The 25,223-nt window shown below is 73.6% G+C and carries 27 protein-coding genes; 20 read left to right on the top strand and 7 right to left on the bottom strand.

Annotated features, from left to right (window positions below; all coding sequences use genetic code 11):
* Nucleotides 1-49 precede the first annotated feature (49 nt).
* On the top strand, nucleotides 50-1,090 hold the full coding sequence (locus ACU436_RS18130; RefSeq protein WP_459026716.1) for an acyltransferase family protein: 1,041 nt from the start codon (nucleotides 50-52) through the stop codon (nucleotides 1,088-1,090).
* Here the strand turns inward: ACU436_RS18130 and ACU436_RS18125 are convergent.
* The gene (locus tag ACU436_RS18125; protein ID WP_459026714.1) at nucleotides 1,014-2,303 is read right to left on the bottom strand and encodes a PucR family transcriptional regulator; all 1,290 of its coding nucleotides are present in this window, start codon (nucleotides 2,301-2,303) and stop codon (nucleotides 1,014-1,016) included. The two genes, ACU436_RS18130 and ACU436_RS18125, sit on opposite strands and share 77 nt — an antisense overlap.
* 166 nt (nucleotides 2,304-2,469) lie before the next feature.
* Here ACU436_RS18125 and ACU436_RS18120 point away from each other — a divergent pair, with 166 nt between their 5' ends.
* The 14 genes from ACU436_RS18120 (at nucleotide 2,470) to ACU436_RS18055 (ending at nucleotide 15,525) form a co-directional block, all read left to right on the top strand.
* Entirely contained in the window at nucleotides 2,470-3,252 is a 783-nt protein-coding gene (locus tag ACU436_RS18120) for an ABC transporter ATP-binding protein (RefSeq protein WP_459026712.1), read from the top strand.
* A 91-nt stretch (nucleotides 3,253-3,343) separates the two neighbouring features.
* Complete coding sequence (locus ACU436_RS18115) at nucleotides 3,344-4,063, top strand: ABC transporter ATP-binding protein (RefSeq protein ID WP_459026710.1); 720 nt, start codon at nucleotides 3,344-3,346, stop codon at nucleotides 4,061-4,063.
* A gap of 8 nt (nucleotides 4,064-4,071) precedes the next feature.
* The gene (locus ACU436_RS18110; RefSeq protein WP_459026709.1) at nucleotides 4,072-4,950 is read left to right on the top strand and encodes a branched-chain amino acid ABC transporter permease; all 879 of its coding nucleotides are present in this window, start codon (nucleotides 4,072-4,074) and stop codon (nucleotides 4,948-4,950) included.
* Complete coding sequence (locus ACU436_RS18105; protein WP_459026707.1) at nucleotides 4,950-6,041, top strand: branched-chain amino acid ABC transporter permease; 1,092 nt, start codon at nucleotides 4,950-4,952, stop codon at nucleotides 6,039-6,041. Before ACU436_RS18110 ends, ACU436_RS18105 begins: the two co-directional genes overlap by 1 nt.
* Nucleotides 6,038-7,357 (top strand): ABC transporter substrate-binding protein, encoded by a 1,320-nt coding sequence (locus ACU436_RS18100; protein WP_459026706.1) that lies wholly within the window; start codon nucleotides 6,038-6,040, stop codon nucleotides 7,355-7,357. The genes ACU436_RS18105 and ACU436_RS18100 overlap by 4 nt, the downstream gene beginning before the upstream one ends.
* 136 nt (nucleotides 7,358-7,493) lie before the next feature.
* A complete protein-coding gene (locus ACU436_RS18095) occupies nucleotides 7,494-8,216 on the top strand; it encodes a GntR family transcriptional regulator (protein WP_459026703.1) in 723 nt (240 codons plus the stop codon).
* Complete coding sequence (gene solA / locus ACU436_RS18090) at nucleotides 8,213-9,334, top strand: N-methyl-L-tryptophan oxidase (RefSeq protein ID WP_459026702.1); 1,122 nt, start codon at nucleotides 8,213-8,215, stop codon at nucleotides 9,332-9,334. The genes ACU436_RS18095 and solA overlap by 4 nt, the downstream gene beginning before the upstream one ends.
* 9 nt (nucleotides 9,335-9,343) lie before the next feature.
* Entirely contained in the window at nucleotides 9,344-10,402 is a 1,059-nt protein-coding gene (locus ACU436_RS18085) for an ABC transporter substrate-binding protein (protein ID WP_459026700.1), read from the top strand.
* A complete protein-coding gene (locus ACU436_RS18080) occupies nucleotides 10,399-11,490 on the top strand; it encodes an ABC transporter ATP-binding protein (RefSeq protein WP_459026699.1) in 1,092 nt (363 codons plus the stop codon). The genes ACU436_RS18085 and ACU436_RS18080 overlap by 4 nt, the downstream gene beginning before the upstream one ends.
* Complete coding sequence (locus ACU436_RS18075; protein ID WP_459026697.1) at nucleotides 11,448-12,317, top strand: ABC transporter permease; 870 nt, start codon at nucleotides 11,448-11,450, stop codon at nucleotides 12,315-12,317. Before ACU436_RS18080 ends, ACU436_RS18075 begins: the two co-directional genes overlap by 43 nt.
* Entirely contained in the window at nucleotides 12,314-13,105 is a 792-nt protein-coding gene (locus ACU436_RS18070; RefSeq protein WP_459026696.1) for an ABC transporter permease, read from the top strand. Before ACU436_RS18075 ends, ACU436_RS18070 begins: the two co-directional genes overlap by 4 nt.
* Nucleotides 13,106-13,123: 18 nt before the next feature.
* Nucleotides 13,124-14,269, top strand: coding sequence for an NAD(P)/FAD-dependent oxidoreductase (locus ACU436_RS18065; RefSeq protein WP_459026694.1), 1,146 nt, complete (start codon nucleotides 13,124-13,126; stop codon nucleotides 14,267-14,269).
* A 153-nt stretch (nucleotides 14,270-14,422) separates the two neighbouring features.
* On the top strand, nucleotides 14,423-14,887 hold the full coding sequence (locus ACU436_RS18060; protein WP_459026692.1) for a group II truncated hemoglobin: 465 nt from the start codon (nucleotides 14,423-14,425) through the stop codon (nucleotides 14,885-14,887).
* A 128-nt stretch (nucleotides 14,888-15,015) separates the two neighbouring features.
* Complete coding sequence (locus ACU436_RS18055; protein ID WP_459026690.1) at nucleotides 15,016-15,525, top strand: cupin domain-containing protein; 510 nt, start codon at nucleotides 15,016-15,018, stop codon at nucleotides 15,523-15,525.
* On the opposite strand, the gene ACU436_RS18050 is transcribed toward ACU436_RS18055, so the two are convergent.
* Genes ACU436_RS18050 through idi form a run of 3 tightly spaced genes read right to left on the bottom strand, consistent with a single transcriptional unit; the run spans nucleotide 15,513 to nucleotide 18,012 of the window.
* A complete protein-coding gene (locus ACU436_RS18050) occupies nucleotides 15,513-16,544 on the bottom strand; it encodes a hypothetical protein (RefSeq protein ID WP_459026688.1) in 1,032 nt (343 codons plus the stop codon). The two genes, ACU436_RS18055 and ACU436_RS18050, sit on opposite strands and share 13 nt — an antisense overlap.
* Nucleotides 16,544-17,488, bottom strand: coding sequence for a ribose-phosphate diphosphokinase (locus tag ACU436_RS18045; protein ID WP_459026686.1), 945 nt, complete (start codon nucleotides 17,486-17,488; stop codon nucleotides 16,544-16,546). Before ACU436_RS18045 ends, ACU436_RS18050 begins: the two co-directional genes overlap by 1 nt.
* A complete protein-coding gene (idi, locus tag ACU436_RS18040; protein WP_459026684.1) occupies nucleotides 17,485-18,012 on the bottom strand; it encodes an isopentenyl-diphosphate Delta-isomerase in 528 nt (175 codons plus the stop codon). Before idi ends, ACU436_RS18045 begins: the two co-directional genes overlap by 4 nt.
* Before the next feature lie 52 nt (nucleotides 18,013-18,064).
* On the opposite strand from idi, the gene ACU436_RS18035 reads away from it, so the two are divergent.
* From ACU436_RS18035 to ACU436_RS18020, 4 genes are read left to right on the top strand one after another with little or no spacing between them, the layout of a single operon-like run.
* Complete coding sequence (locus ACU436_RS18035; RefSeq protein ID WP_459026682.1) at nucleotides 18,065-18,625, top strand: TetR/AcrR family transcriptional regulator; 561 nt, start codon at nucleotides 18,065-18,067, stop codon at nucleotides 18,623-18,625.
* On the top strand, nucleotides 18,625-19,809 hold the full coding sequence (locus ACU436_RS18030; protein WP_459026680.1) for an MFS transporter: 1,185 nt from the start codon (nucleotides 18,625-18,627) through the stop codon (nucleotides 19,807-19,809). The genes ACU436_RS18035 and ACU436_RS18030 overlap by 1 nt, the downstream gene beginning before the upstream one ends.
* Nucleotides 19,810-19,861: 52 nt before the next feature.
* Nucleotides 19,862-20,137 (top strand): type II toxin-antitoxin system Phd/YefM family antitoxin, encoded by a 276-nt coding sequence (locus tag ACU436_RS18025; RefSeq protein WP_459026678.1) that lies wholly within the window; start codon nucleotides 19,862-19,864, stop codon nucleotides 20,135-20,137.
* A complete protein-coding gene (locus ACU436_RS18020) occupies nucleotides 20,109-20,534 on the top strand; it encodes a type II toxin-antitoxin system VapC family toxin (RefSeq protein ID WP_459026676.1) in 426 nt (141 codons plus the stop codon). Before ACU436_RS18025 ends, ACU436_RS18020 begins: the two co-directional genes overlap by 29 nt.
* Nucleotides 20,535-20,556: 22 nt before the next feature.
* On the opposite strand, the gene ACU436_RS18015 is transcribed toward ACU436_RS18020, so the two are convergent.
* The 3 genes from ACU436_RS18015 to ACU436_RS18005 are packed head-to-tail and all read right to left on the bottom strand — an operon-like array spanning nucleotide 20,557 to nucleotide 24,407.
* The gene (locus tag ACU436_RS18015; RefSeq protein ID WP_459026674.1) at nucleotides 20,557-21,393 is read right to left on the bottom strand and encodes an amidohydrolase family protein; all 837 of its coding nucleotides are present in this window, start codon (nucleotides 21,391-21,393) and stop codon (nucleotides 20,557-20,559) included.
* The gene (locus ACU436_RS18010) at nucleotides 21,390-23,387 is read right to left on the bottom strand and encodes an enoyl-CoA hydratase (protein WP_459026672.1); all 1,998 of its coding nucleotides are present in this window, start codon (nucleotides 23,385-23,387) and stop codon (nucleotides 21,390-21,392) included. Before ACU436_RS18010 ends, ACU436_RS18015 begins: the two co-directional genes overlap by 4 nt.
* 45 nt (nucleotides 23,388-23,432) lie before the next feature.
* Nucleotides 23,433-24,407 carry an NAD(P)-dependent oxidoreductase gene (locus ACU436_RS18005; RefSeq protein ID WP_459026670.1) on the bottom strand — a complete coding sequence of 325 codons (975 nt, stop codon included), beginning with the start codon at nucleotides 24,405-24,407 and terminating at the stop codon, nucleotides 23,433-23,435.
* A 124-nt stretch (nucleotides 24,408-24,531) separates the two neighbouring features.
* Between ACU436_RS18005 and ACU436_RS18000 the strand changes: the two genes are divergently transcribed.
* Complete coding sequence (locus ACU436_RS18000) at nucleotides 24,532-25,218, top strand: GntR family transcriptional regulator (RefSeq protein WP_459026668.1); 687 nt, start codon at nucleotides 24,532-24,534, stop codon at nucleotides 25,216-25,218.
* Nucleotides 25,219-25,223 lie beyond the last annotated feature (5 nt).

Raw genomic sequence — 25,223 nt, 5'->3', positions numbered from 1 at the left:
CCCTGTTCGCCGATCGCGCGAAAGGCAGGCGACCAGCGGAGTGGGTGGGATGGCGGCGGCAGCCCCGGAGACGACCGAGCGATCGACCGCGAGGCATCGCCTCGGGTGGGTCGACGCCGCCAAGGGGATGTCGATCCTCCTCGTCGTCCTCCACCACACCGTCTGGTACATGCAGCGATCCGGCCAGGCCCCGGCAGCGGTCGTCGCGGCCAACGAGGCGCTCGCCTCGCTCCGGATGCCGCTGTTCTTCGTCGCGTCCGGGCTGTTCGCCGCGGCACCGCTGGCCGCGTCGTGGCGGATGGTCCTGCACAAGCGGGTCGCGTTCTTCCTCTACCTGTTCGCGATCTGGACGGTCATCCGGTTCACGTTCTTCGCCACGGTCGTGCCGCCGGAGGTGGATCCCGACGACTCGGCGAACCCGGTCGAGTTCGCGTTGTCGCTGCTCCTGCCCGGGCCCAGCATGTGGTTCCTCTACGCGCTCGCCGTGTTCGCCGTGGCCGCGAAGCTGATGCGGCCGCTGCCGGTGTGGCTGCAGCTCGGGGCCGCCGGCCTGCTCTCGGCGCTCATCGGGGCCGGCATGGTCGAGTTCGGCGACACGCGCTGGACGTACATGTCGCGGTTCCTGTTCTTCTTCCTCCTCGGCTGCTACGCCCGCCCGCTCGTCGAGCGGCTGGCCGGGCTCACCAGCCTCCTGCGGGCCGGGGCCGCGGCCGTGCTCTGCGTCGCGGCCGCGGGCGTGGCGGTGGTGTTCGGGCTCCGGGCGGTCCTGGGCGTCGCGTTCGCCCTGCAGTGCCTCGCGGTCGGCTTCGGGATCCTGTTCGCAGCGTGGATCGCGCGGTACCGCATCGGCAGGCCGCTGGTCGTGCTCGGGCGGCAGACGCTGCCGATCTACCTCGTCCACATGCTGTGGCTGGCCGCGATCATGATCGGGGTGCGGCACCTCGACCTGCCGCCCGGCGCCGGATACGCGCTCCCGCTGGTCATGGTCGCGCTGCTCACCGTGCTCTCCCTCCTCACCCATCGCGTGCTGGTGGGTCTGGGCGCGAGGTGGCTGTTCGAGCTGCCGCCCCGGTTCGCGTACCAGCGCTGAGCACACCGGGGGTCCGGGCAGCCAGCAGGCCGAGCGTGAGGAGCAGGCGGTCCCGGGGATCGCCGACCGAGCGGCCGGTGGCGGCCTCGATGCGGCGCATGCGGTAGATCACGGTGTTGCGGTGGCAGAAGAGCGCGGTGGCCGCGTGCGTGGGAGACCCGCCCGCGGCGAGCAGCTCCTCCAGCGTCTGCAGGAGCGTGTCCCGGTCGCCGGGCGGGAGGTCGAGGAGGCCGCCGAGGCCGGCGCGGACCACGCGCGGGGCGAGCTCGGGGCTGTCGGCGAGCAGCGCCTCGGGCAGCCGCTCCTCCAGGACGGCGAGACCGGGGGCGTCGAGCGTGCGGGCGGCGGTCCGGGCCAGCCGGTAGCCGGTGTCGAGCGCCCCCAGCCCGTCGACCACCGGCGAGACGCCCACCCGGCCGGCCGCGCACGGGCGCAGGGCGTCCAGGGCGATCTGCGGCGGGCGGTGCCCGAGCGCCGCGACGCCGACCTCGTCCCGTGGGCGCAGGAACCACGCCGACGCGACGCCGACGGCCGCGAGCGCCTCCTGCGCGCCGCGCAGCACCTCCTCCCCCGACGGGTCGACCGGGGCGACGACGCACAGCACCGGCCCGCGCTCGGGAAGGCCGAGCACGGTGGCGGCGTCGCGCAGGAAGGCGGGATCGCTGCCACGCCCCTCGATCAGCCCGTCGAGGACCGCGTGCCGGCGCCCCAGGTCGTGGCTGTGCAGGCGCAGCTCCTCCTGCCGATAGGCGTGGACCAGAGCCGACGAGCTGCTGTCGTTGACCCGCCAGACGTAGCTCGCCGCGTCCAGCAGGGCCTCGTCGTAACCGCCGGCGAACCGGCGCCGCGACACCTCCAGCAGCGCGTCCCACAGCACGCGCCCGCCCAACCGGTAGGCGCGCAGCACGACCTCCAGGGGCACCCCCTCGCGGGCCCGGCGCCGGCCGGTGTCGTAGGACGTGTCCTCGGGGTCGACGCCGTCCGGCACCTGGTCGGCGATCACCTGGACCCCGCGCTCGAGGTTGGCCCGGCAGGCCACCCGCAGCTCGTCGATCATGTCCAGCTCGGCGTAGACCGGCTCCCGCTGCAGCACGAGCACGGTGAGGCGATCGGCGAGACCGTCGACGTCGTCCAGCAGCGCCGAACCGAGTACCCGCAGCGCCTCGTCGGCGGCCGGCGGCAACCGGCGACCGGGGCGCCCGGTGGGCAGCATCCCGGCACTGTGCAGCAGCGCGCACATCGGAGTCCAGACCTACGGGCGCACCGCCCACATTCACAGCCCCGATGCTGGGCGCCGCGCCCATGGCGCTGCTTGGGCGCTGCGCCCAAAGTGTGACCCGGGGCACCGCCGCCACCTACCCACCGGGAGGACGCACACCGTGAACCCGCCCGAAGCGAGCCCGGTGTTCGCGGTGGCCGGGGTCGGTGTCCGGTTCGGCGGCCTCGTCGCGCTGGACGACGTCTCGCTCGACGTCGCCCCGGCCGCCGTCCACGGCGTGATCGGGCCGAACGGCGCGGGCAAGACCACGCTGTTCAACGTCTGCTGCGGCTTCGTGCGCCCCGACGCGGGCGAGGTGCTGCGCCACGGCCGGCCGGTGCACGACCTGCGCCCGCACCGGCTCGCCGCGATGGGCGTCGCCCGCACGTTGCAGGGCGTCGGGCTGTTCCGCGGGCTCACGGTGGCCGAGAACGTGATGGTCGGCGCCGACCGGCACCGCCGCGCCGGGTTCGCGTCCACCCTCTTCGCGCTCTCCCGCTCCGACCGCGACGAACGGGCGCTCCGCGAGCGCGCCATGGCCGCCCTCACCGAGCTGGGCGCCGACGACTACGCCGACCGCCTGCCCGGGAGCCTCCCCTACGCCGTGCAGAAGCGCGTGGCGCTGGCCCGGGCGCTCGCCACCGAGCCGGACCTGCTGCTGCTCGACGAGCCCGCGAGCGGCCTCGGCGCCGGCGAGATGGCCGAGCTCGGGGAGCTGATCCGCGGCCTCACGACCCGGATGTCGGTGGTGCTGGTGGAGCACCACATGGACCTGGTGATGGACGTCTGCGACCGCATCACGGTGCTGGACTTCGGCCGGGTGGTGGCCGACGGCACGCCGGACGAGGTGCGGGACGACCAGGCGGTCATCGACGCCTACCTGGGCGAGGAGGCGCGGAAGTGATCGACGTGCTACCTCCGAAGTTCAGGAAAGCCACATTCATGTACTGCAGGTTCATGAATGTGGCTTTCCTGAACTTCCCCGGGGACCGCGCATGAGCACCGGCAGCCTCGAGGTGCGGGGGCTCACCACCTCCTACGGGGCCGTCGTCGCCGTCGACGAGGTGGATCTCGTCGCGGAGCCGGGGCAGATCACCGCGGTGCTCGGGGCGAACGGGGCGGGCAAGACCACGCTGCTGCGCACGATCTCCGGGCTGGTGCGGCCGCAGGCGGGGCAGGTGCTGCTCGACGGCGCCGACCTCACCCGCGCCCCTGCCGAGGCGATCGCCCGCGCCGGCATCGCGCACGTGCCCGAGGGCCGGGGCGTGATCACCGAGCTGACGGTGGAGGAGAACCTGCGGCTCGGGGCGATGCTCGGGGCGTCCCGCCGGAGGACCGCCCGCGGGCTCGCGCAGGTGTACGAGATGTTCCCGCCGCTGGCCGAGCGCCGTCGCCGGGACGCGCACGTGCTCTCCGGCGGTGAGCGGCAGATGCTGGTGATCGGGCGCGCGCTGCTCACCGGGCCGTCGGTGCTGCTGCTGGACGAGCCGTCGCTCGGGCTGGCGCCGCGGATCGTCGCGCAGATCTTCGAGCTGCTGCGCGGGCTCGTCGACGAGGACGGCACGACCGTGCTGCTCGTCGAGCAGAACGCGCGCAGCGCCCTGTCCATCGCCGACACCGGGATCGTGCTGAACCTCGGCCGCGTGGTGGCCCGCGAGGCCGCCGCCGATCTCGCGGCCGACGACGCCCTCCGCCACGCCTACCTCGGGTTCTAGGGAGCCGGATGCAGCAGTTCCTCAACGTCACGCTGACCGGGCTCGGCCAGGGCGCCGTCTACGCCGCGTTCGCGCTGGCCCTGGTGCTGATCTGGCGCTCCACCCGGGTCGTGAACTTCGCCCAGGGCGCGATGGGCATGTTCACCACCTACCTCGCGCTCACGCTGATCGAGGGCGGGCAGTCCTACTGGGTCGGGCTCGTCGTCGCGCTGGGCTCCGGGCTCGTGCTCGGCGCGCTGGTCGAGCGGCTGGTCATCCGGCCGGTCGAGGGCGGGCCGGAGCTGAACGCGGTGATCGTCACGCTCGGGCTGTTCGTGGCGCTGCAAGCGCTCGCCGCGATCCTGTTCGGCTCGACGTTCCGGTCCTTCCCCGCGCCGTTCGACCTGCGCGGGTTCACCGTCGGCGGGGTCAACATCGCGTTCACCGCGAACAGCATCTACGTGATCGTCGCGGTGGTGGTCGTGATGCTCGCGCTGGTCGCGCTCTTCCGCTTCACCGACCTCGGCCTCAAGATGCGCGCCGCCGCGTTCTCCCAGGAGGTCTCGCGGCTGCTCGGCGTGCGCGTGGGCCGGATGCTGACGCTGGGCTGGGCCCTCGCGGCCGTCGTCGGGTCGCTCTCGGGGCTCCTCATCGCCGGCGGCAGCCTGGTGTTCCCCGCCTACATGGACGCCGTGATCGTCTACGGGTTCGTGGCCGCGGTGCTGGGCGGGCTCGACTCCCCCGGTGGTGCCGTGGTCGGCGGCCTCGCGATCGGGCTGCTGCTGTCCTACGTGAGCGGCTACCTGGGTAGCGAGCTCGTCGCGCTGGCGGCGCTGGTGATCCTCGTTGCGGTGCTGCTCGTACGGCCACAGGGGCTCTTCGCCCGCACCGCGGCACGGAGGGTCTGATGGTGCAGCAGACCGACCGGCCCACCACCCGCCCCGCTCCGGTGCCGAAACATCGATTCCGGTGGCGCCCGCGTTCGACGTTCGGGCGGCACGGGCTCACGGTGCTGGTCGCGCTGGTCGCCGTCGTGCTCGTACTCGAGTTCACCAGCCCGTTCCGCAACTCGCAGCTCGCCACGATGTCCTACTACGCGATCGCGGCGGCCGGGCTGACCGTGCTCACCGGGCTGAACGGCCAGATCTCACTCGGTCACGGCGCGCTGATGGCCGTCGGCGCGTACACGACCGGCCTGCTCCTCGGGCCCGAGGGCGACGGGGCACTGCCGCTCCCGCTGATCATGCTCGTCGCCGCGGCCGTGACGGCGCTCGTCGGGGCGGTGGTCGGGGCCGCGGCCGCCCGGCTGCACGGGCCCTACCTCGCCGGCGCCACGCTCGCGCTGGCCGTCGCCGTGCCGGGTCTCGCGATCTACTTCGACCACACGCTCGGCGGCGAGCAGGGCCTGCGCATCGCGTCGCCCGACGTGCCCGGCTGGTTCGACGCAGGCGTCTACTTCCTGTTCGCGCACGAGACGCCCAGCGCGAAGTACCTCGCCTACCTCGGCTGGGGCACGCTGCTGCTGGTCCTGCTGCTCCTCGCCAACCTCATGGCCGGGCGGGTCGGGCGGGTGTGGCGCGCCGTGCGGGACGACGAGGTCGCCGCCGAACTGGCCGGGATCCGGCTGGGGCAGGTCCGGGTGCTGGCGTTCGTGGTCAGCGCCGCGTGCGCGGGGCTCGCCGGCGCGGTGCTGGGCGTCGTCGTCCGGCTGGCCGCGCCCAGCGGGTTCACGATCGTGCTCTCGCTCGGGCTGCTCACGGCCGTGGTCGTCGGCGGGCTCGGCAGCCTGGTCGGCGCGCTGCTCGGCAGCGCGTTGCTGGTGTTCCTGCCGCCCGCCGTCACCAATCTCGGCACCGCCGCCGGGCTGGACGGCACGCAGGCCGCGCAGCTCGCACCGTTCGTCTACGGCGCGGTGCTGATCCTCGTGATGCTGCTCGCCCCCACGGGCGCGGTGGGCGTGCTGAAGAACGTATGGGGTCGCCGGAGGAGGACACGATGAAGGCAAGGGGTCTGTGCGCCGCGCTGGCGGCGGCGGTGCTGCTGCTCAGCGGGTGCGGTGCCGGCGGCCGCCCGGAGGGCGGCGGTGGAGGGGGAGCGGAGGCCGAGGTCGGCATCACCCCGACCGCGGTGAAGGTGGGCGCCCACTTCCCGCTCACCGGCGTGGCCGCACCCGGCTACAGCGAGATCCCCACCGGGACGAAGGCCTACTTCGACTTCGTCAACGCCGCGGGTGGGGTGAACGGCCGCCAGATCGAGTACGTCTTCCGCGACGACGCCTACAACCCGACGCAGACCAGCCAGGTCGTCAACGAACTGGTGCTCCAGGACCAGGTCTTCGCGATCATGGGCGGGCTCGGCACACCCACCCACTCGGCGGTGGTCGACTACCTCAACAGCGAGGGCGTGCCCGACCTGTTCGTCTCCTCGGGCTCGCTGCTGTGGGACAACCCCGCCGACAACCCCATGACGTTCGGCTGGCAGCCCGACTACGAGATCGAGGGGAAGATCATCGCCCAGTACGTGGCGCAGAACTTCCCGGACGCCAAGGTCGGCCTGTTCGTCCAGGACGACGACTTCGGCCGCGACGGCGAGAAGGGCGCCCGCCACTACCTGGAGAACCAGATCGTGGCCGCCGAGCGCTACACGCCGGGCAACACCGACGTCGCCCCGCAGATCGCGGCCCTGCAGGCGGCGGGCGCCGACCTGGTGATCGGCTTCAACGTCCCGTCCTACACGGCGCTGTCGCAGCTCCAGTCACTGCGCCTGAACTACCAGCCGCAGTGGATCTACTCGAACGTCGGCTCCGACCCGACGCTCGTCGGCTCGCTGCTCGCCCGCTTCTCCGAGGGCGCCGTCACCGACGCCGGGCTCCTCGAGGGCGTGCTGACCACCGAGTACCTGCCCGGCGTGGACACCCCGGACAACCCGTGGGTGCAGCTCTTCCAGCGGGTCTGGGACGCGAACGGCGGTGACGGCGAGCTCACGAACTACCGCGTCTACGGGATGGCCGAGGCCTACACGTTCGTGCAGGCCCTGCAGGCCGCGGGCCCGAACCCGACGCGCCAGGGAATCGTCGACGCGGTCGAGCGCTCCGGCGCCACGTTCGAAGGGCCGTGGGCGGCCCCGTTCCGGTTCTCCGCCGACCGGCACGCCGGCATCTCCGGCGTCCAGGTCACCCGGATCAGCGGGGGCGGGACGGAGAACCTCACCCCGGTGCTCGTCACCGACAACGGCGACGCCCCGATCACGGAGGCCACCGGCGAGCCGGCCGCTCCCCCGGCCGACGGCATCCCGGACGTGCAGCCGGCGAGCTGAGGGATTGCAGCAAGGCCACCTTTCCGCCACGAGACGGCAGCAAGGTGGCCTTGCTGCAACTCGAGCCCGTCACGGCCATATGACATCTCTATTTTTGTATTGACATATCAAATCAGGCGCCCCAGGATCCCCGGGTATGACCAGCGACCCGCTCCACGCGCAGATCCGCAAGGAGCTGGAGTCGCGCATCCGGGCGGGCACCTGGCCGCCCGGCACGCGCGTGCCGACGGAGGCCGAGCTCGGCGAGCAGTTCGGCGTCTCCCGCATCACCGTGCAGCGGGCGCTGCGGGACATGGCCGACGCCGGCCTCGTGGTGCGCTACCGGCGCCGCGGCACGTTCGTCGCGCAGACGGCCGGTGAGCACAACCTGCTCCGTTCGGCCGGCCTGCTCCTGGAGGGCCCGGAGCTGCCGGGCGACCACCGCGTCGTCGACGCCCGGGTGCTCCCCGGCGCGAAGGCCGCGCTGCAGCTGCCCGGCGTGGCCGCCGACGAGGCCGTCGTGCAGGTCGAGCGGCACAAGCTCACCGCCGACGGGAACCGGGTGGCGGCCACCGAGCTGGCCGTGCTGCCGTTCCGGTACGCGCCCGACCTGCTCGACCAGGATCTGGTCCACGCGACGACGCACCCGTACCTGCGCCGGAGCGGCGTCGTGCTCGAACGGTCCCGGCTCTACGTGGAGCCGCACACCCTCGACGCCACGCATGCCGGGCTCTTCGGCCTGCCGGAGGGCACGGCGGTGTTCCGCTGGCTGCGGGTCACCTGGACGGTGCGCGACGAGGTCGTCGAGCACATGCAGGCGATCCTCCCGGCCGCCGACTCCCGGTTCTACGTCGAGACCTCGCTCGGGAGCACCCGGTGAACCATCCTCGGATCGCGGTCGTCGGCACGGGAACCGTGGGCGCGATGACGCTCTGGCGGCTGGCCGCCCGCGGTGTGCCGGCCACCGGCTTCGACACCTACGCGCCCGGTCACGACCGCGGCGCCGCGGGCGGGGAGTCCCGCATCTTCCGCACCGCCTACAAGGAGGGCGCCGAGTACGTCCCGCTGCTGCACGCGGCTCGTGAGCTGTGGACCGAGCTCGAGGCGGCGGCCGGGCGCCGCCTGCTGCACCTCGTCGGGGGCGCCACCGTCGGCCCGGCCGACCACCCCACGGTGCGCGCCGTGCTCGACTGCGCGACGCAGTACGGGCTGCCGGTCGAGGTCCTCACCGGGGAGGAGGCCCGGCGGCGGGTACCCGAGCACCCCCTCGGCGACGGCGAGGTCCTCGTCCTCGACCCGAACGCCGGGTTCCTCACGCCCGAGCCCGCGGTGCAGGCCGCCGCAGCCGCGGCGGAGCGGGCCGGCGCGACGATCCGCCGCTACGAGCGGGTGCTCGACGTCGTGCCGGACGGCGACGGGGTCACGATCCGCACCGCCGGGACGACCGACCGGTTCGACGCCGTCGTCCTGGCCCCCGGGCCGTGGGCCCGCACGCTGCTCGCCGACCTCCCGGTCCGCCCGCGGATGGTCACGTCCACCTGGTTCGCCCGCCGCGCGCCGGAGCTCTTCGACCCGCAGCGGTGCCCGATCGCGGTCCGGGTCGGCCCACACGCCTTCTCGTGCTTCCCCGCCCTCGACGGCACCGGCGTGAAGGTCAACCTGCACGGCGGGTTCCCACCGGTCGAGTCCCCGGAGGACCTGCCACGCAGCGCGGCCGTCGACCTGGTCGCCCGGCTGCGGGCGACGGTCACCGCCGTCCTCCCGGGGCTCGTGCCCGACCCGATCCGGATCGCGACCTACTGCGACGGCTTCACCCCGGACGAGCACGGCCTGCTCGGGCCGCTACCCGGCCACGGCGGGCGGGTGCACGTCGCCACCGGCTTCTCCGGCCACGGGTTCAAGCTCGCGCCCGTGTTCGGCGACGCCGTCGCCGACCTCGTGCTCACCGGCTCCACCCCGCGGCCGGTCTCCCACCTCTCCCCCGCCCGGCCCCTCTAGGAGGTATCCATGAGACGCACTCTCCGACTCGCACTGGGCACGTTGGCGGGAGCCCTCGCGCTCGCCGTCACCGGCTGCGCGCCTCCGACCCCGACCGGCAACGCGAACGCACTCGTCGTGGCCGGGTACGGCGGCTCGTTCGAGACCGCGTTCCGGGAGTCGATCATCCCCGGCTTCGAGCAGACCTGCGGCTGCACGGTGACCTACATCCCGGGCGCCTCCACCGACAGCATCGCGAAGCTGAAGGCGCAGCAGGCGAGCCCGCAGATCGACGTGGCCCTGCTCGACGACGGCCCGCAGGCGCAGGCGCGCGACGCCGGGCTGGTCGGGCCGCTGGACACCGCCGTCGTCCCCGTGGACAAGGTCGTCGAGATCGGGCGGCTCCCCGACGACGTCGGCGTCGGGTTCGGGCTGACCGCCACCGGCATCGCCTACAACCCGACCTGGTTCGCCGAGCACGGTGTCCCCGCCCCCACCAAGTGGAGCGACCTGGCCGACCCGCGGTTGCAGGGCGCACTCGTGCTCCCGTCGATCACCAACACCTACGGCCTCGGCCTGCTCGTCGGCGCGGCGTCCCAGAACGGCGGCTCCGAGCAGAACATCGAGCCCGGGTTCGGCGCCGTCCAGCAGATCGCGCGCAACGCCGTCACGTTCGACACCACCGCCGACGTCTCCAACTACTTCCTCCAGGGCCAGGCAGCCGCGTCGGTGTGGGGCGTCTCGCGGGTGTCATCGCTCGCGGAGAAGGACTTCCCCGTGCAGTTCGTCTACCCGGAGGGCGGCGCGATGGCGCTCGTGACCACCGCGAACGTGGTCGCCGGGGCGCCGCACGCCGACCTCGCCCAGAAGTTCGTCGCGCACCTGCTCGACCCGGCCGTGCAGGCCGAGCTGGCCGAGGCGACCTATGACGGCTCCGTCGTGCAGGGCGTGACCCTCGAACCGGACCTGGAGTCGAAGGTCGTCGGGCTCGACGAGGTCGGGCAGCTGCGCAAGCTGGACTGGCCCACGATCAACCGCGACCGCGCCGCATGGACGGAGCGCTGGAACCGCGAGGTGGAGGTCCGGTGACGGCCGCGGCCGGGTCCATCACCGGGGCGCCCGTCGCGGCGCCGGCCCGCGGCCGGTTGATCCTCGAGGGGATCCGCAAGTCGCTCGGCGGCCGGGAGGTCGTGCGCGGCATCGACCTGCAGACCGAGCCCGGCGAGTTCCTCACGCTGCTCGGCCCGTCGGGCTGCGGCAAGACCACCACCCTCAACATCGTGGCCGGCCACCTCCTGCCGGACGCCGGCAGCGTGCAGGTCGACGGCCGGGAGCTCACGACCGTGCCGGCGAACCGGCGCGCGATGGGCATGGTGTTCCAGTCCTACGCCCTCTTCCCGCACATGACCGTGGCCGACAACGTCGGGTTCGGGCTGCGGATGCGCCGCACCCCGGCCGCGGAGCGCAGGCGGAAGGTCGCCGAGGCCCTGGAGATGGTCGGGCTCGACGGCATGGCCGAGCGCCATCCCCGCCAGCTCTCCGGCGGCCAGCAGCAGCGCGCCGCGCTGGCCAGGGCGCTCGTCGTGGAGCCGGACCTGCTGCTGCTCGACGAGCCGTTCTCCAACCTCGACGCCCAGCTGCGCGTGCGGCTGCGGGAGGAGGTCGTCGCGCTCCAGCGCCGGATCGGGACCACCGCGATCCTCGTCACCCACGACCAGGAGGAGGCCCTCGCCGTCTCCGACCGCATCGCCGTGATGAACGAGGGCACGATCCACCAGGTCGCCGACCCGCAGACCGTGTACCTGCGCCCGGCCACCGACTTCGTCGCCACCTTCGTCGGCGAGGTCAACGTCCTCGACGGGGTCGCCGAAGCCGACGGGTGCCGGCTGCCGGACGGTCAGGCGATCGCCGCCACAGCGGTCGGGTCGCCGCCGGCCGAGGGCGCGCCGGTACGGGTCTACGTCCGCCCCGAAGCGGTGCAGTTCGGGATCGACGGCCTCGCCGGCCGCGTCACGTCCACCCGGTTCCTCGGTACCCGGGTCCGCTGTCACGTCGAAACCGCCGCCGGGCAGCTGGAGGTCACCGTGCCGTTCGCCGGCGCCGTACCCGCCACCGGGGAGGAGGTGAGGTGCACGTGGCCGTCGCAGCACGCCTCGCTGGTCGCCCGCTCCGGGTGAGCTCGACCCGCCGGACCGGGCTGCTGCTCGCGCTGCCCGCGATGGCGGTGTTCGCCCTGCTCTTCGTCGCGCCGCTCTTCACGCTGGTGCTGAACAGCTTCCGCACCGCGCAGGGCGGCTTCACCCTCGCCAACTACGTGCGGTTCCTCGGCGACCCGTTCTACCGGGACGTCCTCGTGCACACCCTGCTGATCGGCGCCGTCACCACGCTCGGCTGCCTGCTCATCGGCTACCCGTTCGCGCTCTACCTGCGCGGGCGCTCCCCGCGGGTGCGCAACTACCTCTCGCTGATCCTGCTCTCCCCGCTGCTGATCAGCATGGTGATCCGGGCGTACGGGTGGCTCGTCGTGCTGGGGCCGAACGGGCCGGTGGCCGCGGCGTTCCGCGCGGTCGGGCTCGAGCCGCCCACGCTGCTCTACAACGACACCGCCGTGGTCATCGGGATGGTGCACGTGATGCTCGCCTACATGGTGCTGCCGCTCGTGGCCGCGCTCGACCGGATCGACCCGACGCTCGTGCCGGCCGCCCGCGGGCTCGGCGCGTCGGGCTGGAGCTGCTTCTGGCGGATCACCGCGCCGATGTCGGTGGCCGGGATGGTGGCCGGGTCGCTGATCGTGTTCAGCCTGACGGTGTCCAGCTTCGTCACTCCCGCCATCCTCGGCGGGCCGACGGTCAAGCTGATGCCCTACTTCGTCTACACCGAGGCCACCGTGAACCTCGACTGGCCCTACGCCGCCGCGATCGGGTTCATCCTCGTCGTGGTCACCACGGCGCTCATGGCCGGTTACGCGGCCCTGCTGCGCAAGCGCGCGGGAGGGCTGTCGTGATCGGCCGGGTCGCCGGCGCGGTGTTCGCCACGCTCGTCGCGCTCTTCCTGCTCGCGCCCGTGCTGGTGACGATCGCGTCCTCGCTCACGACCACCAGCTACGTCGCGTTCCCACCGCAGGGCATCACGCTGCACTGGTACATCGAGCTGGCCGGCAGGCCGGAGTTCCTGACGTCGTTCGCGCTCAGCTTCGGCGTCGCGATCGGCGCGGCCCTCGTGTCCACCGTGCTCGGGCTCGCCGCGGGCCTCGCGATCCACCGGTACCCGTTCCCCGGCCGCGCGGCGCTCGACACGATGTTCTCCAGCGCGTTCGCGGTACCGACCATCGTCCTCGGCATCGGGCTCCTGCAGTGGTACGCGCAGCTGGGCATGGCCTCCAGCCCGTTCACCCTGCTGCTCGCGCACCTGGTGCTGACCGTGCCCTACACGGTGCGGCTCGTGCTGGCCGGCCTGCACGGACTGGACCGGTCGGCCGAGCGCGCGGCCGCCGGGCTCGGCGCGAGCGCGCTGCAGGTGTTCTGGCACGTCACGCTGCCCGCGGTGCGGGGCTCCCTGATCGCGGGGGCGTTCTTCGCGCTGATCACCTCGTTCGACGACCTCACGGTCGCCCTGTTCGTCGTGACCACCGACATGCAGACGCTCCCCGTCCGGATCTTCAACTACCTCCAGTACAACTACGACCCCACGGTCACCGCCGTCGGCACGCTGATGGTGCTGCTGGCCGTGGTGGCCGCACTCGTCATCGAACGCGTGGTCGGCGTCGCCCGCCTGTTCGGCACCAGTCGCTGAAAGAACGGAGCAGTTCCCGTGCACGTCATCGTCATCGGAGCCGGGGTGGTGGGCGCGGCCGTCGCGGCGGCCCTGACCCGGCGCGGCACCGAGGTCACCGTGCTCGACGCCGGCCGCCCGGGCGCCGGCACGACCGCGACGTCGTTCGCGTGGGTCAACGCGAACAACAAGGACCCGCAGCCCTACTTCGAGCTCAACAGCGCGGGCGTCGCCGCCCACCACGCGCTGGCCGGCGGGCCCACCTCCTGGTTCTTCCCCACCGGGCACCTGGAGTGGGCCACGACCGACGAGCACGCCGCGCTGCTCGCCGCGCGGGTGGCGAAGCTGGAGGGCCGCGGCTACCCGGTGCGGCGGCTCACGCGCGCCGAGGCCCTCTCCCTGGAGCCCGACCTCGTGGCACCCGCCGGCGCGGAGTTCGTGTTCTACCCCGAGGAGGCGCACACCCTGCCCGGGCTGCTGCACGCCCGGCTGCTCGGCGAGTCCCGCGACCGCGGGGCCACGGTCCTGCCGCACACCGAGGTGACCGGCATCGACCTCGGGGCGCCCGCCGTCACGACCGCGAACGGCGACAAGCACGCGGCCGACGTCATCGTGAGCTGCGCAGGCCGGTGGAGCACACCGGTCGCGGCGCTCGCCGGCCTCGACGTGCCGCTGCTCGACCCCGACCTGGCCGGTTCTGCCACCGTCGGCTTCCTGGCAGCCACCGAACCGGTGCCCGCCCGGCTGTCGCGGCTCCTCACCCACTCCCGGCTCAACGTGCGGCCCGACGGCGGCGGGCGGCTGCTGCTGCAGGCCCTCGACCTCGACGGCGCCGCCGACCCGGCCGCCCCGCCGCCCGCCGACGGCCCGCTCGCCGCCGAGATCACGGGACGGCTGCCCGAGGTGCTCGCCCTCACCGCGGGCACCCGGCTGGAGAAGATCCGCGTCGGGCAGCGGCCGCTGCCCGCGGACGGCCTGACGATCGCCGGGTTCGCCGACCCCGACCGCCGCTTCTACGCGGTGGCGACGCACAGCGGCATCACCCTCGGCCCGCTCCTGGGCGACCTGGTGTCCGGCGAACTGCACGGCACGGAGTCGCCCCTGTTGGAGGCGTTCCGCCCGAGCCGGTTCGGGGGAGGCCTGGCCGCGTCGCCCACAGCCGCCCGTCGCCCGGGGGAGCAGTAGGCGCGCCGGCACGGATTGCAGCAAAGCCTTTCCTGCAACGTCATACGTCATTGCGTGAAAGTGGCCTTGCTGCAATGGGCCCGACCACCTCGAGACCCCGCGCGCGGCGGTGTAGGCATAGGGTGTAATCACGTAATTCTTGGAGGGGGTTCCGTGACCGACACCGTTCCCACCCTGTACGAGTGGTGCGGCGGCTCCGCCGCCCTGCACCGCCTCACCGACGTCTTCTACAAGCACGTGCTCGAGGACCCGCTGCTCGAGCCGATCTTCCGCCACATGAGCCCCGACCACCAGGACCACGTGGCCCGCTGGCTGGGCGAGGTGTTCCGCGGGCCGACCGAGTACACCGACGAGCTGGGCGGCTACCCGGCCATGCTCTCGCACCACATCGGCCTCGGGATCACCGAGGAGCAGCGGGCGCGGTGGGCGCAGTTGATCGCCGAGAGCGCCGACGAGGCGGGCCTGCCCGACGATCCCGAGTTCCGCTCCGCGTTCGTCGCCTACATCGAGTGGGGCACCCGCATCGCGAAGGCCAACGCCGTGCCGGGCGCCGACCCGCCCACGGACTACCCGACCCCGCGCTGGGGATGGGGAGAGGCGCCGCCCTACACCCCGTGACCGGCCCTCGCCGGTAGCCGGATGGGGTACGCCCCAGGAGTTGACCTCAACCCGGGTTCACGTCGAACACTGGCGACGTGCTCCACCGCACCGGGCCGGCGGCCCGCCGCTCACTCGCAGGAGGTCTCGTGTCCTATCCGCATCCCCGCTACCACGGCGCGGCCGGGGAGATCAACGCGACGTTCCGTTCCGCGAGTACGGCACCCGACTTCGTGTCCACGCCGGTGGCCACCTCCGGCCCGACGTTCGGCTCCGGCACCTCCTACCACTACCTGGCCACCACGGCATCCAGCGACGGCGACTTCGGGCTCTACCGCGTCGACATGGGCCCGGAGCCCGGTGGACCGTCGACGCACTTCCACCGGGCGATGTCGGAGTCGTTCTTCGTCCTGTCCGGGACGTTGCGGCTGTTCGACGGCGAGCGGTGGATCGACGGCACCGCGGGCGACTTCCTGTACGTCCCGCCGGGCGGCCTGCACGCGTTCCGCAACGAGTCCGGCGAGCCCGTGTCCATGCTGATGCTCTTCACGCCCGGGGCGCCCCGCGAGGCCTACTTCGAAGGGATCACCGAGCTGGCCGGCATGAACGACGAGCAACGCGCCGAGTTCTTCACGCACCACGACAGCTACTTCGTCTGACGGGAGCAGGCGATCGTCGCCGCCACGTCCTCCAGCTCCGGCAGCAGTGCGATGGTGGCGGCGGAGCGGGCACGCAGGTCGTCCGGGCCGCGCACGCCCGTGAGCTCCGCCAGCGCCGCCCGGAAGGCGCCCTCCCCGGCCCGGGCGCGCTCCGGCGGCGCGTCGGCGTCGAGGATCTGCTGGCAGCGGGCGAACGTGGCGACGACCCAGAAGACGGCCTCGCGATGATCCCCGGCGTCGACGAGCGCGCGGCTGCCGTCGATCGCGATCGGCCGGGCCTCCGCGCTGATGTCCGACGAGAAGAAGAACGGGGTGCGGCCCACCGCGGCGGCCTCGTCGAAGACCTCGCCGAGCCGGTCGAGGTGGCGCACCACCACCGCGGCGTCGACGCCGGCGCAGCCGAGCAGGTCGAGCATCCGCGCGTAGCCGGCCGGGCGGTCGTGCAGCACGTCGCGGGCGCGCAGGAAACGCAGCCGGACGGTGGGTCGCTGCGCGGCCGCGACGAGCACCGCGACCGTGACGAGGGTGCTGGGGAACAGCCAGGCCTGCACCTGTTGGGCCCACGACGCGGTGTCGTCGAGGGCCGAGAGCCGCATGCGGATCGCGGTGACCACGTCGCCGACCCGCCTGCGCACGGCGGCCGGCGAGCCGTAGGCGGGCGCGATCGCGGCCCGTAACCGCGCGAGCAGCCCGGTGGGGTCGAGCAGGATGCCGTCCGGGCCGGCGAACGACGGGGCCAGGTAGTGGGTGGCCGCAACACGGTCCGGGTCGGCGAGGAGCTCCTCCGGCAGGTACGAGACGTCGAGGAGCGCGCCGGCGTGGCGGATCTTGCCCGGCTTCGGTGGAGCCGCCGGGCCGGCGACGACCGTGACGTCCACGTCCGACCACGGTGGCTGCTCCGCCTCCGCGGGCCGGTCCACCGCGGAGCCGGCGAGGTAGGCCCCGCGGAACCAGGGCTCGGGTGCGGCGTGCCGCTCCACCCAGTCCCGCGCTGCCGCCCGGGCCGGACCGGCCGGCATCAGTGCTCGTCGAACAACACGCTCACCGACTCGCCGTTGTGGATCCGGCGCATCGCCTCGGCGAGCGCGGGGGCGACCGAGATCACGGTGAGCTTCGGGGCGTGCTCGGCGTCCGGCACCGGCACGGTGTTGGTGCACACGATCTCCGCGACGTCGTCGCGCTTCCCGATCCGCACGAGCGCGCCGTCGCTGAAGAGGCCGTGGGTGCAGGCGACCCGCACGGAGGCGACGCCCTGCTCGACGAGGCGGTCGAGCAGCTCGACGATCGTGCTGCCGCGGGCGATCTCGTCGTCGAGCACCACGACGTCCTTGCCGCGGACGTCGCCGATGATCGAGGTGATCACGACCTTGTCGTCGGAGATCCGCTCTTTCGCCCCGGCCGCGACCGGAGTACCGAGCAGCTGCGCGAAGCGCGAGGCCTCCTTGGCGTTGCCCAGGTCCGGGGACACCACCACGGTGTTGGACAGGTCGCCGCCGCGGAAGTGCCCGGCCAGTTCGTGCAGCGCGTGCAGGTGGTCGACCGGCACACCGAAGAAGCCGTGGACCTGCGGGGAGTGCAGCGTCATGGTCAGCACGCGGTCGGCGCCGGCGGTCTGCATGAGGTCGGCCATCAGGCGGGCCCCGATGGAGATCCGCGGGGCGCCCTTCTTGTCCGAGCGCGCGTAGGCGAAGTGCGGCATCACGACCGTGATCCGGGCGGCCGACGCCCCGCGGGCCGCGTCGAGCATGAGGAGCAGCTCGACGAGGTTCTCCTGCACGGGCGGCGCCAGCGGCTGCACGATGAACACATCGCGCTCGCGGCAGTTGGCCAGGAGCTGGACCTCGAGGCAGTCGTTCGAGAACCGGGTGAGCCGGCTGGGCGCGAGCGGCACCTCCAGGTGGTGGCAGATCGCGGCGGCGAGCTCCCGGTGGGCCGAGCCGCTGAAGATCGTGATCTCCTTCACCGCACATTCCAATCGTCTCGGTGGGCGTCGAGCAGCGGGGCCTGCAGCTGCGCCCACGGGGAGAGCTCCCCCGCACCGGCCGCTGCGAGGAACTCCTCCCAGGTCCACCACTCCGCCGACTCGACCTCGTCGGGCCGGGCCCGCGGCTCGCCGACGAGCCGGCACACGTACACGGGGCAGAGCTCGTTCTCCTCGATGCCCCCCGCCGCGGCGCGGTAGGCGAAGTCGGGCAGCACGAGCTTCAGGTCGACGGCGCCGACACCGAGCTCGTCGGCCAGCCGCCGCCGGACGGCGTCCTCCACGGACTCGCCGGGCGCCGGGTGGCCGCAGCAGGTGTTGGTGCGCACGCCCGGGAAGGTCACCTTCTGCCGGGCCCGCCGGGTGACGAGCAGCCGGCCGGCCCGGTCGAAGCCGTAGCAGGAGAAGGCCAGGTGCAGCGGTGTGACCGGTCCGTGGACGCTGGCCTTGTCGGCGACGCCGATGGCGCGCCCGTCGTCGTCCAGGAGTACGACCTGCTCCGTCACAGGGCTACCGTAATGCTTGCCTTTCATACATGCATGCATGTATGAAAGTCGGGTGCGCCGGACCGCCGAGGACACCGCGGCGACGCGCGCCACCCTCGTCGACGCGGCGCTTCACGCCTTCGCCCGCGACGGGATCGACCGCGCGACGCTCGCCGGGATCGCCGAGGCCGCAGGCGTCACGCGCGGCGCGGTCTACCACCACTTCGCCGACAAGGACGCGCTGCTCGGCGCCGTGCTCGGCGAGACGTGGGACGTGGTCGCCGCGCCGGTCTGGACCGCGCTCGACACCCCGGGGGTCCCGCTCGCCGACCGCCTCGAGGCGTTCGCGCTCGCCTGGCTCCGGGCCCTGCACTCCGACCGCCGGTTCGCCGCCCTGATGACGGTGAGCATGCGGGCGGCCGGCGCACCCACCGAGGAGAAGGCCGAAGGCTTCCACGCATGGCGCGACCGGTTGCGGGCCGCCTTGGACGAGCAGGCCGGTCCGAGCCCGGGCGCCGCACACCTGCTGGCCTGGCTGAGCGGCACCGCGCTGCTCGCCGGCCACGACCCGGCTCTCGTTCCCCCGGCCGACGCCACGAGCGTGCGGCCCGTACTCGAAGGGATCCTCCCCTGATGTCCCGCGGACCCACCCGCCCCCGCGCCGCAGTCGCGGTCGTCACGCTGGCGCTCGCCGTCGACATGTTCCTGTACGGCAGCCTCGTCCCGCTGCTCCCTGTGCTCCCCGCGGTCGCCGGCTCGTCGGGCGCCGCCGGGCTGCTCTTCGCCGCGTACGCGGTGGCGATGCTGGTCGCGACGCCGGTGGTGGGCCGCTGGGTCGACCGGAGCGGCCCGCGGGCGCCACTGCTCGCCGGTCTGATCGCCCTCGCCGCCGCGACGGCGCTGTTCGCTGCCGTGGTCGACGTCCCGGGTGGCCTCGGGCTCGCCGTGCTCTCGCTCGCGCGGGCGGCGCAGGGCGTCGCCGCGGCCGCGAGCTGGGCGGCCGGGCTGGCGCTGATCGCGAGCACGCACCCGCCCGAGCGACGCGGCACCGTGATGGGGCTGGCGCTCTCCGCGGTCGGGTTCGGGGTGCTGCTCGGGCCGGCCGTCTCGGGGCTCCTCGCCGACGCTTTCGGTCCGCGCGCCCCGTTCCTGCTGGTCGCCGGGCTGGCAGCGGCGGACGCCGTGGCCCGGATCGTCTGGGTGGGTCCCACCGCAACCGCGCCGGCGTCGGCCCCGTTGCGGGTGGTCGCGCGCGGACCGCGCGCCGGCCTGCTGATCGGGCTCACCGCCCTCGGCGCGGCCGCGATCGCGTTCGCCGAGCCGGTCCTACCGCTGCACCTGTCCGCGCTCGGGCTCGGCGCCACCGGCATCGGCCTGGCCTTCGGCGCGGCCGCCCTGCTGGGCGGGCTGACGGCGCCGCTCGCCGGGATCGTGACCGACCGGCTCGGCGCGGCCCGCGTGGCCGCGCTCGGCACGTTGGTGGCGGCGGCCGGTTTCGTCCTGTGCGGCGTGCCGGCGGCCGGGCCGTCGATCGCCGGCGTGCTCGTGGTCGGGATCGGCGCGCAACTCGTGCTCGCGCCCACCCTCGTGCTGATCGGCGCGCTCGCGGAGCACATCCAGCCGCCCGCCTACGGTGCCGCGTACGCGCTCTACAACCTGGCCTACACCGCCGGGCTCGCCGTCGCCCCGCTCGTGGCCGGCACAGCGGCCGTGCTCGTCGGCGTGACCGCGACGACGATCGCCGCCGCCGCGGTCGCCGCCCTCACCGGCGCCTGGCTCCTCCTGCGCCGCACTCCGGCCACGCAGCACGCGCGATGACGCACCCCTCGCGGGAGCGCTACTGCGGGCTACAACGGGCTACAATGCCTGCATGAAGGTCATCACGCAGCGGGAGTTCCGCAACAACTCCGCCGCTGTCATGGACTCCGTCGAGGCAGGTGAGACCTACCACGTGACCCGCAACGGCGTCCCGGTCGCGGAGGTGCGCCCGGTGCCGCGTCAGCGACATCTCAGCGCCGACGAGCTGGTCGCCCGGCACCGCCGACGCCCGCACGTCGACAGCGTCGCACTGCGCCGCGACGCCGACGAGTACTTCGGCGAGGACCGGCTCGACGTCGATGACCTTTCCGACCGCCGGCGTGGCTGACCGGCCACAGTCAGGTGTGCTCGACACCTGCGTCTACATCGATCTCGACCTACTCGATCCGAGCGCGCTACCGGCTGTCCCCGAACTCACCGCCATCACGATGGCCGAGCTCCACCAGGGGGTTGCGATGGCCAAGGACATCGCGGCAAGGGCCGTCCGCACAGAGCTACTCGGAATGGCGATCGTCGAATTCGATCCGCTGCCGTTCGACCGGGAAGCGGCATCCCGTTACGGGACCCTGGTGGCGATGACGGTCGGTGCGAACCGCGATCCTCGGCCACGCCGTCTCGACCTGATGATCGCGGCCATCGCGTCGTCGCGTGGCTTGCCCCTGTACACGCGCAACGCGAACGACTTCAGCCACCTCGAGGGCACCGTCGACGTCGTTGTCGTCTGAGATCGACCGGTGGTGCCGGACGTCAGGAGCGGGGCAGGCGGTACCAGCGGGTCGCCGTGCCGCCGCGCACCTCGGCCAGCCCGGCCTCGTCGACGCCCGCGGCGGCCACGGCGGCGTCGAGGTCGCGCACGGCCGTGCCGTAGTCGGCGCGCACGGTGACGACCGGCCAGTTGCTGGCCAGCATCAGCCGGTCGGGGCCGAAGGCCGCCACCGCGTGGGCGACGGCGGGGGCGATCGCCGCCGGGTCCCAGCGCGTCCAGGTCGTCAGCAGGTCCACCCCGATCGACACCTTCAGCGCCACGTTCGGGCAGGCGGCGAGGGCGGCGAGCCGGGCGACCCAGCCGTCGAGGTCGCCCGTCTCCAGGGGTGGGCGCGCCAGGTGGTCGGCGACGATGCGCAGGTCGGGCACCCGGCGCGCGAGCGCGACGATCGCCTCGACCTGCGCGTCGGTCACCGGCACGACGTCCCACGCGAGGTCGGCGGCGGCCAGGGTCGCCATCAGCCCGGGATCCAGCCAGTCGAGGGGCTCCCGCGCGACGAGGCAGCGCACGCCGCACCAGCGGGACCGGTCGACGCGGCCGAGCTCGGCGCGGGCCATCGCCGGATCGGTGAGCGGCAGCCACCCGACCACGCCCGCCACCTGCGGGAAGGCCGCGGCGTACGCGGCGAGCCGGTCGTTCTCGTCGGGGGTGTCGACGGACTCGACGAGCACGGTGGCGTCCACGCCGGCCGCGGCCATCAGCGGGGCGAGGTCGGCGGGTTCGAAGTCGGCGGCCAGCTCGGTGTGCGCGGGGTGGCGCCACGGCTGCTCCTGCAGGGCGGTCCGCCAGAAGTGGTGGTGCGTGTCGATGACGTTCACGAGCCGCTCCAGCGCGGTGCCCGGCGGCCGACGAACGCGGCCACGCCTTCCCGGAAGTCCGCGCTGCCGTAGCAGTCGGCCATGACGTCGTCGGCGTCCACGTCGCCCGAGCCGTCCGCGGCGGCGAGCCGCCGGTCGATCTCCTTCAACCCGGCCAGGGTGCGCGGCGCCCCGGCGGCGATCCGCTCGGTGAGCTTCGCAGCCGTCGCGTCCAGTTCCGCGGGCGGCACCACGGCGTGCACGAACCCGGCTGCGGCGGCCTCGTGCGCGTCGATCGTGCGGGACGTCATCAACATGCCCATCGTCCGGGAGACGCCGAGGCGGCGTTGCAGCCGGGCCACGCCGGCCGGCGCGAGGATGTTGCCCAGCGTCCGCGCGATGGGCGCGCCGAACACGGCCCGGTCGGTGGCCACCAGCACGTCGCAGCACGCGGCGAGCGCCAGCCCACCGCCGACGGCGGGCCCGTCCACGACGCCCAGCACGGGCACCGGCACGGCGAGCAGGTCCTCGATCACGGCACCGATCCGGCGCTCGTAGTCGAGGCCGTCGGCGGCACGGGCGAACTCGGTGAACTGGGCGATGTCCGTACCGGCGGCGAACGCCTCGCCGGCCCCGCGCAGCACCACGACACGCAGGTCGGCATCGGTGCGCGCCGCGACGCAGAGCGTCTGGAGCTCGTCGTACATCTCCCAGGTCAGGGCGTTGCGTCGGGCGGGGTTGGAGAGCTCGACGTGCAACACGGCCCCGTCGCGCCTGCTGCGCACGCTCGGCCGGGGCGCGGCGGCGGTCCCCCCACTCCCTCCCGCAGCAAGGTGGCTTTGCTCCGGTTGAGCCGGAGGAAGGCCACCTTGCTGCGGCGCGGCGGCGGCGAGGACTTCCTCCGTGTGCTCGCCCAGTAGTGGCGGCGGCAGTCGGACCGAGGCGGGGGTGCCCGACAGGTGCAGCGGCGAGGACAGCACCGGGACCGGGCCGTCCACCGGGTGCTCCACGGTGGCCACCATCCCGCGCGCCCGCACGTGCGGGTCGTCCTCGAGGACCTGCTGGTAGTCCTGGATCGGCCCGGCGGGCACGCCCGCGGCGAGCAGCCGTTCCACCCAGGCGTCCGTGTCGTCGGTGGCGAGGCGGCGCTCCAGCTCGACCACCAGCTCCGCGCGGTGGGCCATCCGGTCGTCGTTGTGGGCGAACCGCGGGTCGTCGGCCAGGTCCGGCGCGTCGAGGGCCCGGCACAGCCGCTCCCAGAGCCGCTCGTTGTTGGCCCCGACCGTGACGAACCCGTCGCGCGTGGCGAGCGCCTGGTACGGCGCGGACATCCGGTGCGCGGAGCCGAGGGCCTGCGGGGCCTTCCCGGTGGCCCAGAACTCCGTGGACTCCCACACCGACAGCGCCACCGCCGCCTCGAACAGCGACGTCTCGACGTACTGGCCCTGCCCGGTGCGCTGCCGGGACGCCCACGCGGCGAGGACGCCGACGGCCGTGAACAGTCCCGCCCCCAGGTCGGCCACCGGGATGCCCGACTTCACCGGCCGGTCCCCCGGTTCGCCGGTCACGCTCATGACCCCGGCCATGGCCTGCGCGATCAGGTCGTAGCCGGGCCGGTCGGCGTACGGGCCGGTCTGCCCGAAGCCGGACACGCTCGCGTAGATCAGGCCCGGGTTGAGCGGCCGGAGGGTCTCGTAGTCGACCCCGAGCTTCGCCGCGACGCCGGGGCGCCAGTTCTCCACCACGACGTCGGCGGAGCGCACCAGCTCGTGGAACGTCGCGCGGCCCGCATCGGACTTCAGGTCGAGGGTCACGCTGCGCTTGTTGCGGTTGAGCGCGCGGAACGCGCCCGGGTGCGCGAACGCCGAGCGGGTCTGGTCCCCCGACTCGGGGTTCTCCACCTTCACGACGTCGGCACCGAGATCCGCCAGGATCATCGTGCAGAACGGCCCGGCCATCACCTGGGTCAGGTCGAGCACGGTCATACCGGCGAGTGCGCCCTCGTGGGTCGCCATACGTGGTCCTTCCTCAGCTGCTGGCGAGGGCGGCGTCGACCTCGGTCATGGACACGCGCGCCCCCGAAGCTGGGCGGGTAGCGGATGCTCATCGGATTCTGCGCCACGATCCGCTGGTCGGGCTCGCGTCGTGCGGGCAGCGTCGGTTCCCGGAACCGTCGCCGCGGCGTGGTCCTCGACCCGTCCGGCCACGGTCTGGGCGAGCCAGCCGGCCAGCGGCACCGGCACGCCCGCGGCCCGGGCGGCCTGCACGACCTCGGCCAGATCCTTGCTCCACGGGCGGTCGGCGACCGGGGTGCCGCTCTCGTCGTAGGCGGCGGCCGTGCGGTCCCAGAAGCCGAGGTTCCGCGCGATCCAGGAGTCGCCGAGGCTCGTCTCCAGCGCGGTGAGCAGCACGTCGGTCGCGACGCCGTGGGCGGTGGCGAAGTCGATCGCCTCGTAGACGCCCGCGAGGTTCGCGAACATCGTGAGCTGGTTCGCGAGCTTCGCCGCCGCCCCCGCGCCCACCGGGCCGACGTGCAGCACCGGGTCGCCGACGGCGTCGAGCAGGGGCCGCAGCCGCTCCACCGCCGCGTCCGTGCCGCCTGCCAGCACCGTCAGCGTGCCGTTCGCGGCACGCTCGGCACCGCCGCTGACCGGGGCGTCGAGCAGGTCAACGCCGCGACCCGCCGCGGCCTCGGCCAGGCGGGTCGCCGTCTGCGGGAGCACCGTGCTGTGCACGACGACCGCCCGCCCGGGTCGCTCGACGGCGAGGTAGGCGCCGAGGACCTGCTCGACCGCCGCGTCGTCGGGGACGGCGAGCACCAGCACGTCCCGCTCCGCGAGCGCACCCACGTCCGGCGCCGGCGTCGCACCGAGCGCGACGACGGGTCCGGCACGCTCGGGCACGGTGTCGAGGACGGCGAGGTCCCAGCCCGCGCGCGCGAGGGTGGTGGCCAGCGGGAGTCCGAGGTTCCCGAGGCCCGCGAGCCCCACGGATGTCGATCCGGGCGCCACTCTCCGGTCCTGCGCGACGGTCATCGGGCACCTTTCGAGGAAGTCGGCTATTGTCTACAACAGTCAAAAGACGCGCGCAAGGCGCCGGGCATCCGTCACCGGCATCGGGTGCGGGATGCTTGGGATGACAGGAGCACGGGAGGGCGAGATGACCAGCGTCGATGCGGGCACGGGCGAGCAGATCAACCCGCCGAGCCTGGTGGCGCTGGCCGCCGAGTCGATCCGGAAGATGATCCTCTCCGGGGGCTTCGCACCCGGAGAGCGACTGATCGAGGAGCGGCTCACCGAGCACCTCGGGATCAGCCGCCCTCCCCTGCGGGAGGCGTTGCGCCTCCTGCAGAACGACGGGCTGGTCGTCACGCGTCCACGCTACGGATCCACCGTCGCCACCCTCACCGACCAGGACGTCTTCGAGATCCTCACCCTGCGCACCGGCCTGGAGAAGATGGCCGTGGAGCTGGGCGTCCCGGTGCAGGACCGGGCCCGGCTGACCGCCTGCCACGCGGCACTCGAGCGGATGGAGCGCAACGCCCGCGACGAGGACCGCGGCTCGCTCGTCGAGAACGGCTACGCCTTCCACGCCTCGATCGTCGCGCTCGCCGGGCACCGGAGGCTCTCGGACATCTACCGCTCCGTGCAGCAGCAGATGCTGCTCTGCATGTCCCGCAACCTGGACGCCCGCGAGCGCTACTACGAGAGCCTCGTCGAGCACGTGGCCCGGCACCGCTACCTGCTGGAGCTCATCGAGGCGGGCAACCCCCAGGCGGTGCTGGCCGAGCTGGCCGTGCACGGCGAGCGCAGCTTCGCGGAGCGCCGGGACGCCCCCGACTCCTGAGCCGG

It is taken from the genome of Pseudonocardia wallangbongensis (assembly GCF_054486945.1).
This window is presented reverse-complemented; position numbering and strand designations above follow the sequence as displayed.